16 protein-coding genes, 1 tRNA gene and 1 pseudogene are annotated in these 15952 nt (G+C 70.1%); 10 read left to right on the top strand and 8 right to left on the bottom strand.

The features are described 5' to 3' along the window. Positions 1 to 853: 853 nt before the first annotated feature. Positions 854 to 926, bottom strand: a tRNA-Gly gene (locus tag CLV40_RS14695). A gap of 244 nt (positions 927 to 1170) precedes the next feature. Here CLV40_RS14695 and CLV40_RS37995 point away from each other — a divergent pair. Continuing rightward, complete coding sequence (locus CLV40_RS37995) at positions 1171 to 2889, top strand: sigma-70 family RNA polymerase sigma factor (RefSeq protein ID WP_181043498.1); 1719 nt, start codon at positions 1171 to 1173, stop codon at positions 2887 to 2889. 144 nt (positions 2890 to 3033) lie between these two features. Further along, entirely contained in the window at positions 3034 to 3480 is a 447-nt protein-coding gene (locus CLV40_RS14685; protein WP_181043497.1) for a DUF983 domain-containing protein, read from the top strand. Positions 3481 to 3487: 7 nt separating this feature from the next. Here the strand turns inward: CLV40_RS14685 and CLV40_RS14680 are convergent, their stop codons facing one another. From CLV40_RS14680 to CLV40_RS14670, 3 genes are all read right to left on the bottom strand, one after another. After that, on the bottom strand, positions 3488 to 4045 hold the full coding sequence (locus CLV40_RS14680) for a YdeI/OmpD-associated family protein (protein ID WP_104479414.1): 558 nt from the start codon (positions 4043 to 4045) through the stop codon (positions 3488 to 3490). Positions 4046 to 4054: 9 nt separating this feature from the next. Beyond that, a complete protein-coding gene (locus CLV40_RS14675) occupies positions 4055 to 5641 on the bottom strand; it encodes an Eco57I restriction-modification methylase domain-containing protein (protein WP_104479413.1) in 1587 nt (528 codons plus the stop codon). A gap of 936 nt (positions 5642 to 6577) precedes the next feature. Continuing rightward, complete coding sequence (locus CLV40_RS14670; protein WP_219823979.1) at positions 6578 to 7951, bottom strand: DUF2252 domain-containing protein; 1374 nt, start codon at positions 7949 to 7951, stop codon at positions 6578 to 6580. Between the two features lie 187 nt (positions 7952 to 8138). On the opposite strand from CLV40_RS14670, the gene CLV40_RS14665 reads away from it, so the two are divergent. After that, the gene (locus CLV40_RS14665) at positions 8139 to 9233 is read left to right on the top strand and encodes a UDP-N-acetylglucosamine 2-epimerase (RefSeq protein ID WP_104479470.1); all 1095 of its coding nucleotides are present in this window, start codon (positions 8139 to 8141) and stop codon (positions 9231 to 9233) included. On the opposite strand, the gene CLV40_RS14660 is transcribed toward CLV40_RS14665, so the two are convergent. Next, the gene (locus CLV40_RS14660) at positions 9230 to 9565 is read right to left on the bottom strand and encodes a hypothetical protein (RefSeq protein WP_104479412.1); all 336 of its coding nucleotides are present in this window, start codon (positions 9563 to 9565) and stop codon (positions 9230 to 9232) included. The genes CLV40_RS14665 and CLV40_RS14660 overlap by 4 nt on opposite strands. 110 nt (positions 9566 to 9675) lie before the next feature. On the opposite strand from CLV40_RS14660, the gene CLV40_RS14655 reads away from it, so the two are divergent. Both CLV40_RS14655 and CLV40_RS14650 read left to right on the top strand, forming a co-directional pair. Beyond that, positions 9676 to 9918, top strand: a complete 243-nt coding sequence (locus CLV40_RS14655; protein ID WP_245931298.1) for a type II toxin-antitoxin system Phd/YefM family antitoxin — start codon at positions 9676 to 9678, stop codon at positions 9916 to 9918. Beyond that, positions 9915 to 10175, top strand: coding sequence for a Txe/YoeB family addiction module toxin (locus CLV40_RS14650; protein WP_104479410.1), 261 nt, complete (start codon positions 9915 to 9917; stop codon positions 10173 to 10175). The genes CLV40_RS14655 and CLV40_RS14650 overlap by 4 nt, the downstream gene beginning before the upstream one ends. Here CLV40_RS14650 and CLV40_RS39500 read toward each other — a convergent pair. Beyond that, positions 10176 to 10295: pseudogene (locus tag CLV40_RS39500) on the bottom strand (peptide-methionine (S)-S-oxide reductase MsrA); the annotation flags it as partial. Between the two features lie 148 nt (positions 10296 to 10443). Here CLV40_RS39500 and CLV40_RS14640 point away from each other — a divergent pair. Then, on the top strand, positions 10444 to 10902 hold the full coding sequence (locus CLV40_RS14640) for a hypothetical protein (RefSeq protein WP_104479409.1): 459 nt from the start codon (positions 10444 to 10446) through the stop codon (positions 10900 to 10902). A 3-nt stretch (positions 10903 to 10905) separates the two neighbouring features. After that, entirely contained in the window at positions 10906 to 11259 is a 354-nt protein-coding gene (locus CLV40_RS14635; protein WP_104479408.1) for a hypothetical protein, read from the top strand. Here the strand turns inward: CLV40_RS14635 and msrA are convergent. Beyond that, positions 11256 to 11924, bottom strand: coding sequence for a peptide-methionine (S)-S-oxide reductase MsrA (msrA, locus tag CLV40_RS14630; protein WP_104479407.1), 669 nt, complete (start codon positions 11922 to 11924; stop codon positions 11256 to 11258). The genes CLV40_RS14635 and msrA overlap by 4 nt on opposite strands. An 83-nt stretch (positions 11925 to 12007) precedes the next feature. Between msrA and CLV40_RS14625 the strand changes: the two genes are divergently transcribed. Both CLV40_RS14625 and CLV40_RS14620 read left to right on the top strand, forming a co-directional pair. After that, positions 12008 to 12811, top strand: a complete 804-nt coding sequence (locus tag CLV40_RS14625) for a hypothetical protein (RefSeq protein ID WP_104479406.1) — start codon at positions 12008 to 12010, stop codon at positions 12809 to 12811. A 163-nt stretch (positions 12812 to 12974) separates the two neighbouring features. Continuing rightward, positions 12975 to 13877: a flagellar basal body-associated FliL family protein gene (locus CLV40_RS14620; protein WP_104479405.1), complete on the top strand. Its 903-nt coding sequence runs from the start codon at positions 12975 to 12977 to the stop codon at positions 13875 to 13877. Here CLV40_RS14620 and CLV40_RS14615 read toward each other — a convergent pair. After that, positions 13874 to 14323: a winged helix-turn-helix transcriptional regulator gene (locus tag CLV40_RS14615; RefSeq protein ID WP_374065135.1), complete on the bottom strand. Its 450-nt coding sequence runs from the start codon at positions 14321 to 14323 to the stop codon at positions 13874 to 13876. The two genes, CLV40_RS14620 and CLV40_RS14615, sit on opposite strands and share 4 nt — an antisense overlap. Positions 14324 to 14340: 17 nt before the next feature. Here CLV40_RS14615 and CLV40_RS14610 point away from each other — a divergent pair, with 17 nt between their 5' ends. Further along, complete coding sequence (locus CLV40_RS14610) at positions 14341 to 15756, top strand: MFS transporter (RefSeq protein WP_245931285.1); 1416 nt, start codon at positions 14341 to 14343, stop codon at positions 15754 to 15756. Positions 15757 to 15952 lie beyond the last annotated feature (196 nt).

The raw sequence follows: 15952 nt of genomic DNA, 5'->3' as shown, positions 1-15952 counted from the left end.
CCACCCCAACACCCAACACCCCACCCCTCAACACCCCCCAAACCCAATGATCAACCCCCCCACCCCCACTACAAACCACAAGATCTCCCCACACCACAACCAAATCCATCACATAAATCTACACCCGTAGAAGAACAACACCCCACTCCCCAACCACAAATTCCCACTTTTACCAATCACCCAAAGTAACCCCATCTCGCCCCCCAACCACCCAATCCCACCAACCCGCAAGAAATCTTCACACCACCAGCCCACTAAGCAACGGAACCACAAGTCGGCAGATAGTAGTCATCAACACCCCCCAAACCACCCCCGAAAAACTAGGACCCCCTGATCTTCCCCAGCAAAACCCGAGGCCCCCTCCGTCTAACCGGCCACCCCGAAGCCCACACGCCCGCCCAATCAGCGCCCAGCCGACAAAGACCCACACGGAGAACCCGCGAACCCGAAGATGATCGAACAACCACAAGCCAAACCCTCAAGACACAACAACCCCACAAGATCAACCGATCCTGTGGGGTTCATGGTCGAGGAAACGTTCGCCTAACCGGCCAAGCCAACCTTCAGCAACGGGCAGCCACCCCGAAGACCCCCCGCGATCCCATCCGATCCGGGAGCACCAACGCCAACCCGTCCGATCCGGAGGCGCCAGCCCCAACCCATCCGTTCCGGAAGTACCAACGCCAACCCGTCCGTTCCGGCCGCTGGTCCCGGTCGCTGGTCACCACCCACCGCTCCCCACCTGCCCACGCAAGAAGCTCGCACCGTGGGGGGTTTGGGGGGCTCGGCCCCCCAACATGATGAAGGGCGACCCGGCTTGCGCTCTCCGCAAGCATGGGTCGCCCATCGCCCGAGCGGATGACGAGACTCGAACTCGCGACCCTCACCTTGGCAAGGTGATGCGCTACCAACTGCGCTACATCCGCTTGCTCCGGTTTCCCGGTGCGTCGTGAACTATAGCCTAGGCCTCCGGGGGGCTGCGCAGTAGGGTCTGCTCCCGCGTCTCTCCTACTCCGAAGGGCTGCCGATGGGCCAACCGCAGGCCTCTAGACGGTCTAGTACAGGTGCCGGGGTCCTCTTAACGTTATTCACGTTTATGGACCGTAAGACAACGCCGTGTGGCATCTTGTTCAACACTGTCACGACGGCCAGGAGGAGGTACCGGGCCGGATGACCGGGACTCACCGGCCTGCTGCGGGCGGGCGTCGGGACGCCGACGACGCCGATGCGTCGGCTGCCGCCTGCGAAGACCTCGCGCTGTTGCAGCGCCTGCGTTCGGGCGAGGACGCCGCGTTCGGCGAGCTGTTCTCCCGGCACTCCGACGCGGTGCGTCGGTTGGCCATGGGCCTGGTCAACGACCGGGCAGAGGCGGAGGACCTGGCCGCGGAGGCGTTCTTCCGCGTGTTGCAGGCGGTGCGCCGGGGCGCGGGGCCGGTGGACAACGTCCGCGGCTACCTGCTGATCGTGACCCGTCGGGTGGCCTGGGAGTGGAACGCGCGCAAGCGCGACGTCCCGGTCAGCGACGAGGAGTTGAGCCACCGGGTGGGGGCGGGGCCGGACAACACCGGTCAGTCGACCGAGCGGACCCTCATCACGCGGGCGTTCACCAGCCTGCCGGAGCGGTGGCGCAGTGTGCTGTGGAAGGTCGAGGTCGAGGGTGAGCGGCCCGCGGTGGTGGCGGGCAACTTCGGGTTGAGCCCGAACGCGACGGCGGCGTTGGCGCGGCGGGCCCGGCAGGGTCTGCGCGCGGCCTACCTGCAGGCGCACCTGACCGTGGACCGCGGGTCGACCGGGTGCCGTTCGGTGTTGGAGAAGCTGGGCGCCTACACGGCGGGCAGCATCAAGGGCACGGAGCGGCGCAAGGTGCGGGCGCACCTGTCGGTGTGCCCGGAGTGCACGTCGATGCAGGCGGAGCTGCAGGACGTGTGCTCGGGTCTGCGTGCGCACGCGGCCTACCTGGCGGCCCCGGTGGCCGGGGTGGCGCTGTGGCAGCAGATCAACGTGGCGACCTCGGGGTCGGCGGCGGGTCTCGGCGCGGTGAAGGGCCTGTTGTCGAGCGCGAAGGTCCAGGTGACCTTGGCGGCGACGTCGGCGGCCGCCGTCGGTGTGTTCGGGTTGGCCGTGGTGCCGTGGGGTACCGGCGGCGACTCGGTGGCGTACAGCGACTTCGAGGGCACGGGTCCGACCGAGTTGGTGCTCGGTCCCGACCCGTCCGCGGCGGGTGGCGTGGCGCCGCCGAGCGGGTCGTCGACGCGGCCCACGCGGCCGCAGGCCGAGGGTCCGCCGCAGTCGACCACCCAGCCCGCGCCGGGCGGCAACAACGTCGCCACGCCCGCGACGCCGCCTCCCGCCGCGGAGGCGCAGAAGCCCGCCACACAGAAGCAGCAGCCGCCGCCTACGCAGGCCGCCGCGAGCCAGGTTGTGGGCGCGCCGCGCACCACTACGCAGCAGAACCAGGTGCAGCAGCCCCCGGCCGGGAACACGAAGCCGCTGACGCAGCAGCAGCAGCACCAGCAGCAACAACAACCGCCGCGGCAGCCCTCAGGCCTACAGCGCGAAAACACCTACGACGACGGCATGTACGACCCGAGCTACAACGACGCCGGGTACTACGACCCCAGCTACAACGACGCGGGCTACTACGGCTACGGCCAGTACGACGAGTCCCTGCCCGTGATCTCGACAAGCTCCTACACGGACAAGCAGTGGGAGCTGTACAACAACTACTACGTGTACACCGAGACCACGGTGACCACGAGGGTCAACTCGGCGCAACAGACCAAGGTGACCACTACGCGGAAGGCGACCACGCGCTCGCACAACGCGCGCGGGTGGGACGACGGGCAGCGTGGCACGGTCAACATCAACGGCGGTCACCGCCGCAGGTAGTTGATCAAGTCACTCGACCGGTGCGAGAATCGACCCCGTCAGCAGGTCGGGCATTTCACCCGTTGGGCGCAGCAGTGAGGCGGTAACGTTGTCTCTCGGTGTTGTCAGCGCCAGGGTGTGTGCCACCGCGCCGGAGGGCAGGAGATGACGCGTCAGGTACGCGACGTGAACGGCCGTCTGTGGACCGTGCAGGGCACGCTCGAGTGGCGTACCCCAGCGACCGAGGACGACTTCGAGCACGACGTCGCCGCGGGCTACGTGCCGGGTGTGGTGATGCTCGTGCTGATCACCGTGCTGATCGTGGCGCTGGTGTCGTGGATGCCCGTGGACGTGGTCGTGCCGGGCTGGTTAATCGTGCTCCTGGTCCTGCTCGGCCTGTTCTTCCCGGCCAGGTGGGCGGTCCGCAGGCCGTGGACGCTGATCGCGGAGACCGGCGACAGCGCCGAGGGCGAGGCGGGCGGGTCCTCGGAGCGGTGGATGGGCACCATCCGCGGCTACTTCAACGCGCGCAGCGAGATCTCCCGGATCGCCAAGGAGATCAGCCAGGACACGTCGCCGAGCTACGAGGGCGTGCTCAAACCACTCACCTGATCAGGGGTCACTCGATCCGGAGACCGGCCGCGCTCGCCTCGATCAGCGTGGCCAGCCTGCGCCGCCGGGTGTCGTCCCGCTTCGCGCTGATCACCCGCCAGGTGGCCGTCTTGCGGTAGCCCGGCGGCTGCCGCTCGAAGAACGCCCAAGCGTCGGGGTGGGCGCGGAACTCGGCTTCCTGCTCGTCGGTGAACGCCACTACGGCCTGCTCGTGCGAGTACACCTCCGACCGGTCGACCCGCCGCGCCTCGAACGCGGCCAACCCCTCCGGCAGCATCAACCCGCGCGCGGTCAGGTCGGCGACCTTGGCGATGTTCACCGAACTCCAGATGCTGCCGGTCTTCCGCCGGGTGAACCGGATCATGTACGCGGTGTCGTCGACCCCCTTGCGCACCCCGTCGATCCACCCGAAGCACAGCGCCTGGTCCACGGCCTCCGACCAGCTGACGCTCGGCAGCCCGGTGCGCTTGCGGCGGAACCCGACCCACAGCTCGGCCGCGGTCGCGTGGTTCGCGTCGAACCACGCCCGCAACGCGCCGGGCTCGGCGAAGAAGGTCGGTTCCACCGGCCCAGGCTAGAGCTCCCCGAACGCCGCCCGCACAGCCCGTTCGAGCCGCGGCAACTGCCCGTGGTCACCGGCGGTGAGCGACCCGACCGCCTCGATGACCTCCCGCGCGGCGGCGGTGGTGGGGTCGGGCAGCGGCAGGAGCCCGACGTACTGGGTAATCCACCGCCTGCGCCCCGCGTAGAGGCGGTTGCCGCAGACCTCGTCGTAGAAGCGGGCCCCGAAGGCGGAGTTGGCCACGCCGACGACGAGGTTGGCCAGGTCGTCGCAGGTCACGCCAGGGGCGACCAGCTCGGGGACGCTGATCCAGTAGCAGTCCCCGTTGACCACGGCCCCGCTGCGGTCGACGGTGAACCGCGGCTCGGGGCTGATGTCCGGGAACACGATCTTCGGCTCCCGCCACATCGACGGCCGCTGCGGCACCCAGATCTCGAACCACTCCCGCCCGGCCGCGCGCAGGTAGCGCCTGCCCTCCAGGCGGGCCCGGTGCAACCCGAGGTAGGCGGCGGCGCGGGGGTGGGCGGAGAGGTCGACGACCGTGCGGGTGGGAAGGTCGAGGTAGGGGTAGAGCACCTGCGTCCGCGGCGGTCGGGGCGGGAGCCAGGCGCGCACGTCGTGGTGGGTGAGCAGGGGGCGGAGCAGCTCGGGCTCGGGTGAGTGCTCAGGCGGGAGGGTGTCCCAGCGGTCGCCGATGAAGACGGGGTCGGCGGTGGTCTTGATGCCGACCCGGATCCGGGCAAGCTCACCGAGAGTGCGCCACGTCCGACTCCTGACGTGCGCGTGGCGGCGGTCCCGGTCCGGGTTCGTGAGGCGCCACGGCTGCTCAGGGGCGCCACGGGCCAGCGTGCCGACGGAGACGGCGAAGGTGCGCGCCCCGAAGCGGACCACAGTGTCGTCTTGACCGGTGAGCGCGGCGTAGAGATCACCTTCGGGAGCCTCTTGCGGAACCTCGTAAGCACTCGCGAACCGCGCCACCCCCTGCGCCCCCTTCACCGCCACCACGATGGCGGGCAACACGGCGGCCTCGAACAACCGCGTGTCACCGAGGTCGAACACCTCGCGAACAGCCAACCGCTCGGAGAGCAATCCCCGAACATTGACCCCCGCGCGGGTGGTGAGGAAGCGGTTGGAGCAGAGGAGCGCGAGCACACCACCGGGCCGCAGGAGATCGGGCGCCATCGCGACGAAGGGGTGGGTGAGGTCGATCCGCCCCTTCAACCCGAACCGCGCCGCCAACCGTGCCGCGGCCGCCGCACCGAGCACCTGCGTCCGCACGTAGGGCGGGTTGGTGATGACCAGGTCGAAGGAGGCATGCGGCAGCGACTCGTCCGCCTCGATGAAGTCGGCCTGGCGGATGTCGGCCCCGGGCAGCCGCTCCCGGGCCGCCGCCACGGCTTGGCCGTCGAGGTCGAGACCGGTCAGGACAGCGTCGGGATGGGCCTTGGCCACGGCAACGAGCAGCTCCCCATCACCACAAGCCGGGTCGAGAACCCGCAGCGGCCCGGAGAGCCCACGCAACGCACGATCAGCGAGGAACCCCGCCAACTCCTGGGGTGTGTAGTGCGCACCTGTTCGTTTCCGGTGGTCAGTGGCCACGGGAGGAGACTGTCACAGCCACTGCTCCGACCGGACCACCTCCCACTTACCACCGCCCCGAGCCCGGCCAGCGCACCCGCGGACCAGAACCGGAATACCCAGCCCGCCAGCCCCTCCGTGCTTCCCGACCGCCGATCCCACCGCGCGCGTCCGCTGCCGAGGCGACTAGAAGCTGGCACCGAACACCTGACTCGCCGTTCCCTCACCACCCCGACCAGCTGCTTTCCGAGCGTGCCAGTCCCCTCCCAACTCGCGCGCCCAACGCACCCATCCGTCGACCGCGCCTTCGGGGCAGACCGACCGTGCACGAGGAGGGAACGACCTGGAACCGGAACGCCCGTCCCCGCTACTAACCGCCTACTGCTTCCCGAGCGCGCTGATCCCCGATCCCAAGCTCGCCGCTCCCAGCGGCGGCAGGACTGGACCAACAACGCACCCGCCGGTCGGCGACTCCGCCGGAGCGGAAAGCCGCGCGACGAGGGAACATGCTGGAACAGCACCGAACAGCACACCCATCCGTCGGCGATGCCGCCAGGCCGGACCGACCTCGTGAGCGAAGAACAAGCTGGAACCGGAACACCAGGCCCGCCGCTCCCAGACCAACCGCGCCGATCACAGCTCCCCGTAGCCGCTCGGCCGTCCGCCGGTCAACGAGGCCGCCAAGACGCCTGGACTGCTTGGGAAACAAGCAAGCTGGAACCGCTCACCGTTCCTCGGCCGTCTGGTCCCAACCCCACCCTTGCCCCGACCCCGATGTCCCCCGACCCACTGCTCCGCCTTGACCGCCCCAACACATGGCCCACCCACCCAGGGGGCGTCCCCCAGGCCCATTTTACCGGTTTGACCAGGTGAAATGGGCGGGTTCGATCTTGCCTGTGGATATCTCCTGTCCCTCGAAAGGGTGGAATCAGAAGGCGTCGAGCACGTGGCGGCGGGTCAGTCCTCGATCAAGGCCGGGAGGCGGCCGGACTTGACGGCGGCGGCCAGGGCTTCGTGGTCGCGTTCGGTCTGGTCGGCGTAGGCCACCGCGTAGTCGGCGAAGGGTTCGTCGAGGTCTTCGCCGCAGTAGCCGGAGAGGAGGCGGGGGTCGACGGAGCGGGTGTGGGCCCGGGCGAGCAGGGCTCCCGCGAAGCGGCCGTAGTCATCGAGGTGGTCGCGTTCGAGGGTGGTGGGGTCGATCTCGCCTTTGCGGTTTCGGAACTGGCGGACGATGTAGTGCCGCCCCTCGACCGTGGTCCAGCCCAGGAGGATGTCCGTCTCGGCCTGCACCAGCCGGGCGCCGTGGACGATGCGCTTGCCCTCGTGCTTGGCGGGGCCGTGGCCGAGGTGGGGGGCCAGCGCCGACTGCTGGGCCTCCTTGACCTGCAGGACCAAGGCCTCGTCGCCGTTGCCGTGCAGCAGGACCAGGTAGTTGCGCAGGCCGACGCTGCCCGTGCCGACCACGCGGAAGGCCACGTCGGAGACGCTGTAGCGCATGATCAGGTTTCGCCGGGACTCGCGGAGGGTGTCGACGTAGGCGGGGAGGGCGTCGACCACCGCGTCGGCGACCTGGTCGGTCACCGAGGTCAGCACCGGCGGGTCGGTGACGAACCGCCACTTCTCGTCCTCGTCGCGCTGGGTCCACTTGGCGGCGACCCGCGCGCTCGTGTTCTTCCGCGCCTTCTTGGCCGCCTTGGCGAAGTCGTCGAAGAGGGCCTGGGCGGAGACCTTCGTCAGCACCGACTCGTCGCCGAGGGCGCCCCACGAGTCGAGGAACGGCTGGTCCGCCAGGTGGTCGAGGGTGCGGCGGTAGGACTTGACCACGTCCTCCGCGGCCTCGCGGCACCCCTTCTCCGACACCCCGCCCTCGCGCCCGGCCAGCACGACGCTGGTGGTCAGGCGCTTGAGGTCCCACTCCCACGGGCCGGGGACGGTCTCGTCGAAGTCGTTGATGTCCATGACGATCTGGCCGTCGGGCGTGCCGTAGAGGCCGAAGTTGGCGGCGTGCGCGTCGCCGCACAGCTGCGCCTCCAGCCCGTTGTTCGGCGACCCGGCCAGGTCGGCGGCCATCAGGCCCGCGCTGCCGCGGAAGAACGCGAAAGGCGAGGCGAGCATGCGGCCGACGCGCAGCGGGACGAGGTCGGGGACGCGGCCGCGGCTGCTGGCGTCGACGTAGTCGGGGACCGTCGGCCGGTCGGTGGCCAGGTGCGCGGTGCGGTGCTCGGCGTGGCCGACCTTCTCCCGCAGCGCCTTGCCCTGCGCGAACACCTCGCGGGGTTCGACCCACCGCCCCAACGCCACCGCGGCCCGTGCCCGCGCCCGTTCACCCATGCGTGTCATCATGCCTGGTCACGCCGGTCGCCCGTGAACTGCCGGGTACAAAGTGGACATTGAAGGACATATCCGGCGTCCGGGCGCGGCGCCGGGGCGGTCGGGCCGGGTGATAGGTTTGACCGGCCGTATCCGTCTCCGAGGCGTGACTGGCGGCATCGCCGATCCCGAGCAGAAGAGGCGACCGTTGATCTCCTTCATCGTGGGCACCACCGCCGAGCTGATCAAGATCGCGCCGGTCTTCCACGCGATCGCCGAGCGGGGCACGGAACCGAAGATCTGGTTCACCGCCCAGCACGTGGACGAGGTCGCCGACGTGCTGTCCGACCTGCGGCTGCCGGAGCCGGACGTGTGGCTGGTGCCGCGCGAGCGGGCGCACAACCTGGAGACCCCGGCGCAGGTGCCGGGCTGGGCCGCGGCCGTGGCGAAGTCGGCGTGGACCCGGCGCTCGGAGCTCAAGGCGATCCTCGCGGCGGACGGCCGCCCGCCGCTGGTCATGGTGCACGGCGACACGTTCACCACCCCGTACGGCGCGCTGATCGGCAAGCGCGTGCTCGGCGCGCGCGTCGCGCACGTGGAGGCGGGCACCCGGTCGGGCAGCCTGCTCAGCCCGCTGCCCGAGGAGCTCAACCGCAAGATCGCGGCCAAGCTGGTCGACATCCACTTCGCCCCGACCCCGCGCGAGGTCGAGAACCTGCGCGGCGCCCGCGGCGTGGTCGTCGACACCGAGGCCAACACCGCCATCGACGCCATGCGGCTGGCGATCGGCCAGCCGGTCATGGAGGGCCTGCCGGAGCGCTTCGGCCTGGCCACGCTGCACCGCTTCGAGTTGCTGTCGCGGCCGGAGAAGTACCGCGAGGCCCTGGAGATCCTGCGCGAGGAGAGCCGCAAGCTGCCGGTGCTCTACATGGCGGGTGCCCCGGAACGCGAGAAGATCGAGCGGCTCGACCTGCACGGGCTGTTCGACGAGCAGTTCCAGCTCCGGCCGAAGCAGCGGTACCTGAAGTTCCTGCCGCTGATCGCGCGCGCGGAGTACGTGGTCACGGACTCGGGAGGGCTGCAGGAGGAGTGCGGCTACCTGGGTACGCCGTGCGCGATCCACCGCCACCGCACCGAGCGCCACGTGGGCATCGGCCAGAACATCGTCCTCACCGAGATGCGCGGCGACACCCTCCGCGAGTTCCTCGCGGACTACCCGAGCCGCCGCGGCGCCTCGCTGATGGAGAAGTACCACCCGAGCGAGATCATCGCCGACACCCTGACCCAGCTCGGCTACTGCTAGTCGATCCAGCGGAACCAGGCGTCGTCGCCCTGGACGTGGAGCAGGAACTCGGCGACGGGGCCGTTCGGGGACACCAGGGTCAGCGCGCTGGTGATGCGGTCGTAGACCTGCTCCCACTCGGGCACGCGCTCCGCCACGTCCTCCTCGACGAGCGCCAACTCCTCGTCGAACAGCGGCTTGATCTCGGCAAACGGCGGCTGCGGCCGGAAGTGGCCGTACACCCAGGGGAAGTCGGCCTCGTCGACGACGATCTCCCCGACCAGCTCGTCCCCGCGGACCAGCCGCCACACCTCACCACTGCGGATCGACACACCCACCCTTTCGTCGGACATCCGCGCACAGCCTCGCCTGGGCTGCCAATGGACTGAGGCACCCCCTTGCCTCTTCGATGAGACGAACGTACATTATCTTGTACGTCGAAGGGAGGGTGACTGTGAAGACCATGAGCTACTCCGAGTCTCGCGCCAAATACGCCGAGACACTCGATTCCGTGGTCAACGACCGCGAGGAGGTCGTGATCACGCGCGCGGGCCATGAACCGGTCGTGATCGTTTCACTCGACGACTACCAGTCGTTGAAGGAGACGGCCTACCTGCTGCGCAGCCCGGAGAACGCGCGACGGCTGATCACGGCGATCGAGCGACTGGAGTCCGGCGGCGGAGCACAGCACGACTTGGTGGAATGAAGTACACCTGGGACCAACTCGCCTGGGAGGACTACGTCTTCTGGCAGGCCGAGGACCGCAAGGTCCTCAAGCGGATCAACGACCTGATCAAGGACATCAGCCGGAACGGCAACGAGGGCATCGGCAAACCAGAGCCCTTGAAACACGGCTTCCAGGGCTACTGGTCCCGACGGATCACAGATGAGCACCGGCTCGTCTACAAGGTGGCGGGCGACGAAATCCGGATCGCCGCCTGTCGGTTCCACTACGGGAAGTGACTAACCCTCACGGTTGCCGAGGCCGATGGGGCAGCTGACGCCGGTGCCGCCCATGCCGCAGTAGCCGTGGGGGTTTTTGGCGTCGCTCAGGTATTGCTGGTGGCAGTCCTCGGCGTAGTAGGGAGAAGTACCACCCGAGCGAGATCATCGCCGACACCCTGACCCAGCTCGGCTACTGCTAGCCGACCGGGCAGCTCCAGGCGGACCGGGTGCGCCCGGTCCGCGACCCGCACTTGCGAAGATTTCTGAAAAAGTTCAGAATTGCCGCATGGCCACCGAAGTGCAGTGGAGTGAGCTGCAACGCGATCCCAAGGGCGTCGCGGCACTCGCCGACCAGGGCGAGGTGCTCGTCCGCCGCCGGGACGGAGCGGCACTGCTGCTTGTCCGCGAAGACAGCTCGCGCTCCGCGTCCGCCGGTTCGGTGACCGCGGCGCGGGCGCTGCGCAGTGTCTTGGCGCACCTGCCACCGGACATCGTGACCGTGGCGCTGCTCGAAGAGTTCCCCTGGGCTGACGTGCTCCCGCGCGAGGACCAGCTCCGGTTCGCGCACGACTTCGTCCGCGCCTTCCAAGCCTCCGCCGAACTGGGCCACTGGTCCGTCCTCGAACAGGCGGTCACCGAGTGGCGCAGCACGGCGGCCATCCACGCCGACCCCGAACTGCGCGCCACACTCACCGGCCCCCTCGGCGACGACTTCGGCGAGGTCCCCGCACCGGTGGACGACTGACCGGTGCCTGCCAAGCGCGGCGACCGCGTCGCCCCACCCCAACGCCCGGGCGGCTGGGAAGCCAGGTTCGCCACCAGCGAAGCGGCGAAAGGCTGGGAACAGCTCTGCCAGGCAGCCCGGGCGAACACGTGGGAAGCGTGGATCGTCCTCACGGAGCGCCCCACGACACCCGAGAACCCGGCACGGCAGCACCGCCTGCGCGGCGGCCTGGGCACTCGCGAGTTCGCGGGCAACACCCTGGACCAGTGGCAATACGAGGTCACCGCGGGTGGCCGGATCTGGTACTGCCCAGAACCCGACCGCCGCGTCGTGTGGGTGACCCATGCGGGTACGGGCCACCCCAAGCGAACCGACTAGTCCTCGCGGACCCCGAGGCCGATGGGGCAGCTGACGCCGGTGCCGCCCATGCCGCAGTAGCCGTGGGGGTTCTTGGCGTCGCTCAGGTATTGCTGGTGGTAGTCCTCGGCGTAGTAGAACGTGCCTGCCGGGGCGACCTCGGTGGTGATCTTCCCGTAGCCCGCGCGGGCGATTTCCCGCTGGTACGCGGCCAGGGTGGACTCGATGGCGGCCTGCTGCTCGTCGTCGGCGTAGTACACCGCCGAGCGGTACTGGCTGCCCGTGTCGTTGCCCTGGCGCAGGCCCTGGGTCGGGTCGTGGCCCTCCCAGAAGATCTTGAGCAGGTCCGCGTAGCCGACCACCGCCGGGTCGAACACCACCAGCACGGCCTCGGTGTGCCCCGTCAGCCCCGAGCACACCTCCTCGTACGTCGGGTTCGGCGTGTACCCGCCCACGTACCCGACCGCCGTGCTGTAGACGCCCGGCACCTTCCAGAACACGCGCTCCGGGCCCCAGAAGCAGCCCATCGCGAAGACCGCGGTGCGGGTGCCGTCGGGGAACGGTGGGACGATCTGCCGGTCGGGGTACACGGCGTGGGACGGGGAGACCCGTAGGGGGTCGGGGCGGCCGGGGAGGGCCTGGTCCGGTTCGACGATGCGGCTCTTGTCCCGCCTGAACAGCGTCATGGCACCACTGTAGAGTCCTTCGGCCACCCCGCAGTGTGACCTTGCGCCAGGATGGGGCCCACGGGCAGGACGGGAGAGACGACATGTCGTGGCAGGACACCCTTCGGGACCTCGACGACCGGTTGGCGACCGGCGACCTCGACGCGGGCAGGCACCGCAAGCTGCGCGACGACGCGCTGGCCGAGGCCGCGGGCCCGACGCGGCAGATCGCGGGGGACTCGCCGGTGTTCTCCCCCCGGGTGGTCGAGGACGAGCCGCGGAGCCTGCACGACCCGGAGCGAGCCCGGTACGTCGACGGTGAGGCCTTATTCGCCGTCGACCCGCCCTATCCGCTATTCCACAAGCTCGTCGCCATGGGCCTGGTCGCCGCCCTCGGGGCCGGGGCGTGGTGGTTGCTGTCCCCGTCGGAACCCGAGGCGCAGGCCGCGCCGCCCGCGCCGCAGGTGGTCGAGTCCCCGGCCGAGCAGTTGGCCCGCACCCTGCCCGCGCTGCCCGGCACCGTCGTCTCCCGGCCCGCGGTCATCCCCGCGTCCCTGGGCTCCCAGCTGGGGATCGTCCCCGCCAACACGAGCGGCACCCTGGTCAACGCGTCCTCGTCGCACGGCACCCGCACGGTCACCTTCAACGCGCTCGACACCGACCACGTCGAGGACGCGCTCCGGCAGGCCACCTCGACGGGGTGGGCCGCCGCGCCCGAGGCGGTCGAGCGGAAGGACGTCCGGGTCGTGGGATCGGTCCAGGGCGCGACCCAGAACTTCCGGGCCGTCTACCGGTCGGGGCGGTGGACCGTGGTGCTGACCGCGTCCGGTGCCGGGGCGGACGCGGCGCTGCGCCCGTACTTCGACTCGCTGCTCGCGCGGACCCTGCTCACCCTGCCCGCGGGCTGAGCGTCGACGGGTGTTTACCCAGGCCCCGGCGCGGAACCCGGATCGGTTCGACGGCGGCGAGCCGGGGTAGGGTACACACGCAGAGTGAAGGCACGGGCGGTCTTCTCCACCGCGCGCCGCCGGGTGCGGCCGTACGACCTTTGACGGGGTGAGAGGCTCGGCGATGACCTGGCAGGAAGAGTTAAGGCAACTGGACGCCGACCTGGCCGCGGGGAGACTCTCCTCCGACGACTACCGGGTCCGGCGCGACGCCGTGCTGGCCAAGGCCGCCGGTGGCGCCCCCGGCACGCCGCCGCTCCTCGCGCCCCAGCCGGTCGCGGTGACCCAGCCGACGACGCCGCCCACCCTGCCCCCGGTCCAGCAGCCGTCCCAGCCGCAGCCGGTGCCGCCGCAGGTGTCCGCGCCGCAGCCGGTCGTCCAGCCGACCGTGGTCCAGCCGGTCATCCAGCCGCCGAAGGCGGAGCCCGCCGCGGAGAAGAAGCCGGACGGGCCGTTTCCGCCCGCGTTCCGCTGGAAGGACGACACCCCGGCGGTCGAGGCGACGAACATCATCCCGCCGATCACCGCGGACACCCCCAAGCCCGCCGAGCTGGCCGACCGGACGCAGGCCGTGCGGCCGACCGAGGAGTCGCCGGACCGCACCCAGGTCGTGCGCGGCACCCAGACCCAGCAGATCGCCCGCAACCCGGAGCAGGCCGAGCGCACGCAGGTCGTCACCGGCCAGCAGATGCGCGCCGCGACCAGCGGCTACACCGCGCAGCAGCAGCCGCAGCGCCAGGCCAACCCGTGGGCGCACCAGCAGCCGCACGTGGAGAGCGCGCCGCCGTGGTGGCAGGCCGACGACCCCGTGCCCGACATGGGCGGCGGCAGCTCCTGGCAGCAGGACGTGTTCGTGACCGCCGACGACAAACCCGGGCGCGGTAAGCTCGTCCTCGGCATCGTCCTGGCGATCCTGGTGGTGCTCGGCATCGCCGTCGGTGCCTTCTTCCTCGGCAAGAGTGTCGGCGCCAAGCAGGGCATGAGCCTCTACGACGCCGCCACCCCCACTTCGGGGAGATCTATTTAACGCCCTGCGGGGCCATCTCCCACGCGCGTGTCATAGGCAGCGCGGGCCGCGACGATCTCGTCGATGTGCCTGCACGACCAGTCGCCGATGACCCTGGCGACCTGAGCCAGGCTCTGGCCGAGGTCGGTCAGCGAGTACTCGACGGTCACCGGCACCGTGGGGTGGACGCGCCGCGCGACGAGCCCGTCGCGTTCGAGGTTCCGCAGCGCCTGGGTCAGCACCTTCTGGCTGATGTCGCCGACGCGGGCCCGCAGCTTCGTGAAGCGGAGCGTGCCGTCGCAGTCCAGCGCGGTGACGACCAGCACCGTCCACTTGTCGCCGATCCGGCCGAGCACGTCGCGTGTGGGGCACAGCACACCCATGAGCTGCTGCGCCGCGCCGACCTGGTCGGTTTCCGATCGGTACCTAGGGCGGTCTGGGGTGCCTTCTTCCATGATGTTCGCCATCCTACGAAAGTGAGACCGTGCGTACCAACCAGCCCGGCGACACCGGACCCAACCAGGTCTTGGTCCTGGTGACGGTGCTGCTCGCCGTCCTGATGTTCCCGATCACCCTCACCGGCGCCTCCATCGCGCTGCCCGAGATCCGCGTGGCGCTGCACGGCGACCTCGCGGCGGTGCAGTGGGTGGTCAACGCCTACAACACGACCTTCGCGGGCTTCATGCTCGCCGCGGGCGGCCTCGCCGACATCCTCGGCAGGCGCCGCGTGTTCGCCTACGGCACCGCGATCTTCGCCGCGGGCGGCCTGCTCAGTGCCGTCGCGCCGAACCTGCTGGTGCTCGACGTGCTGCGCGGGCTCTCCGGCATCGGCGCGTCGGCCGCGGCCACCAGCGCCATCGCGATCCTGGCCAGCGCGTTCGAGGGACCGGCCCGGGCCCGCGCGTTCAGCCTGTTCGGCACCAGCATCGGCTTCGGGCTGGCGTTCGGGCCGTCGCTGTCGAGCCTGCTGATGGGGGCGATGGGCTGGCAGGCGGTGTTCTGGCTGCCCGCCGCGGTCGGCGTCGGCGCGCTGCTGCTCGTCCCGGTGCTGCCCGAGTCGCGCAACCCCGAGGCCGCGGGGGTGGACTGGCCGGGGACGGTCACCTTCACCGCCGGTCTGCTGCTGGTCATCGCCGGTTTCGTCGAGGGGCCCGCGCTGGGCTGGGCGCACCCGCTGGTGCTGGTCGGCTTCCTCGCCGGGGTGCTGCTGCTCGTGGTGTTCGTGCTGGTGGAGCGGCGCGTGGCGAACCCGATGTTCGACTTCGTGCTGCTGCGCTCGCCGGGATTCCTGGCCGCGGCGACCGCGGCGGCGACGTTCGTGATGGTGATGGTCCCGCTGCTGGTGTACTTCCCGAACTACCTGACCGCGGTGGTCGGCCAGTCCGCGCAGGGCGCGGGCGGGACGCTGATCCTGCTCACCGCCCCGATCCTGGTGCTGCCGTTCGCCGCGAGCGCGATCGCGCGCCGCACGTCGACGCCCTGGGTGCTGCGGGTCGCGCTCGGCCTGGTCGGCGTCGGCACGCTGTGGCTGACCACGATCAACCCGGGGAGCACCCCGCTGTCCCTGGCCGGACCGCTGCTGGCGATCGGCGCGGGCATGGGCCTGTCCACGGGGTTGGTGGACAACATGGCGCTGGCCAGCGCGGGTCCCGGTCGGGCGGGCACGGCGTCGGGCATGTTCGGCACGTCGCGGCTGGCGTTCGAGACGATCGCCATCGCGGTGGTCGGGTCGATCATCGCGGCGGGCACCGACGGCACGCTGGCCGGTCCCGGCTACACGGACTCGCTGCGGCTGTCGCTGTTCCTGCTGTCGGGGGTGGTCGCGGCGGTGCTGGTGCTGTTCGTCGTGCTGACCCGGTCGTCGCGGCGGGCTCCCCAGCTCGCCGAAGCGACCGCCTGAGGCGAGTTATCCACACCCGTGGACAGATGTTGTACACACATGTGGACGTTGTGAACGGCAGTCTCAAACGGGAGTACAAGCAGCTGAATGACTTATAGGCTGGTTCTCCAGTTGATCTACAGCTAAAACCGCTCACCGGTTTGCACACAGGCCAACCAGGTTATCCACAGCCCTTGTCCACAGTGTGCACGGATGT

This window comes from Actinokineospora auranticolor (genome assembly GCF_002934265.1).
GTDB lineage: Bacteria > Actinomycetota > Actinomycetes > Mycobacteriales > Pseudonocardiaceae > Actinokineospora > Actinokineospora auranticolor.
The sequence above is the reverse complement of the archived record's forward strand: the minus strand, read 5'-3'. Positions and strand labels throughout refer to the sequence as shown.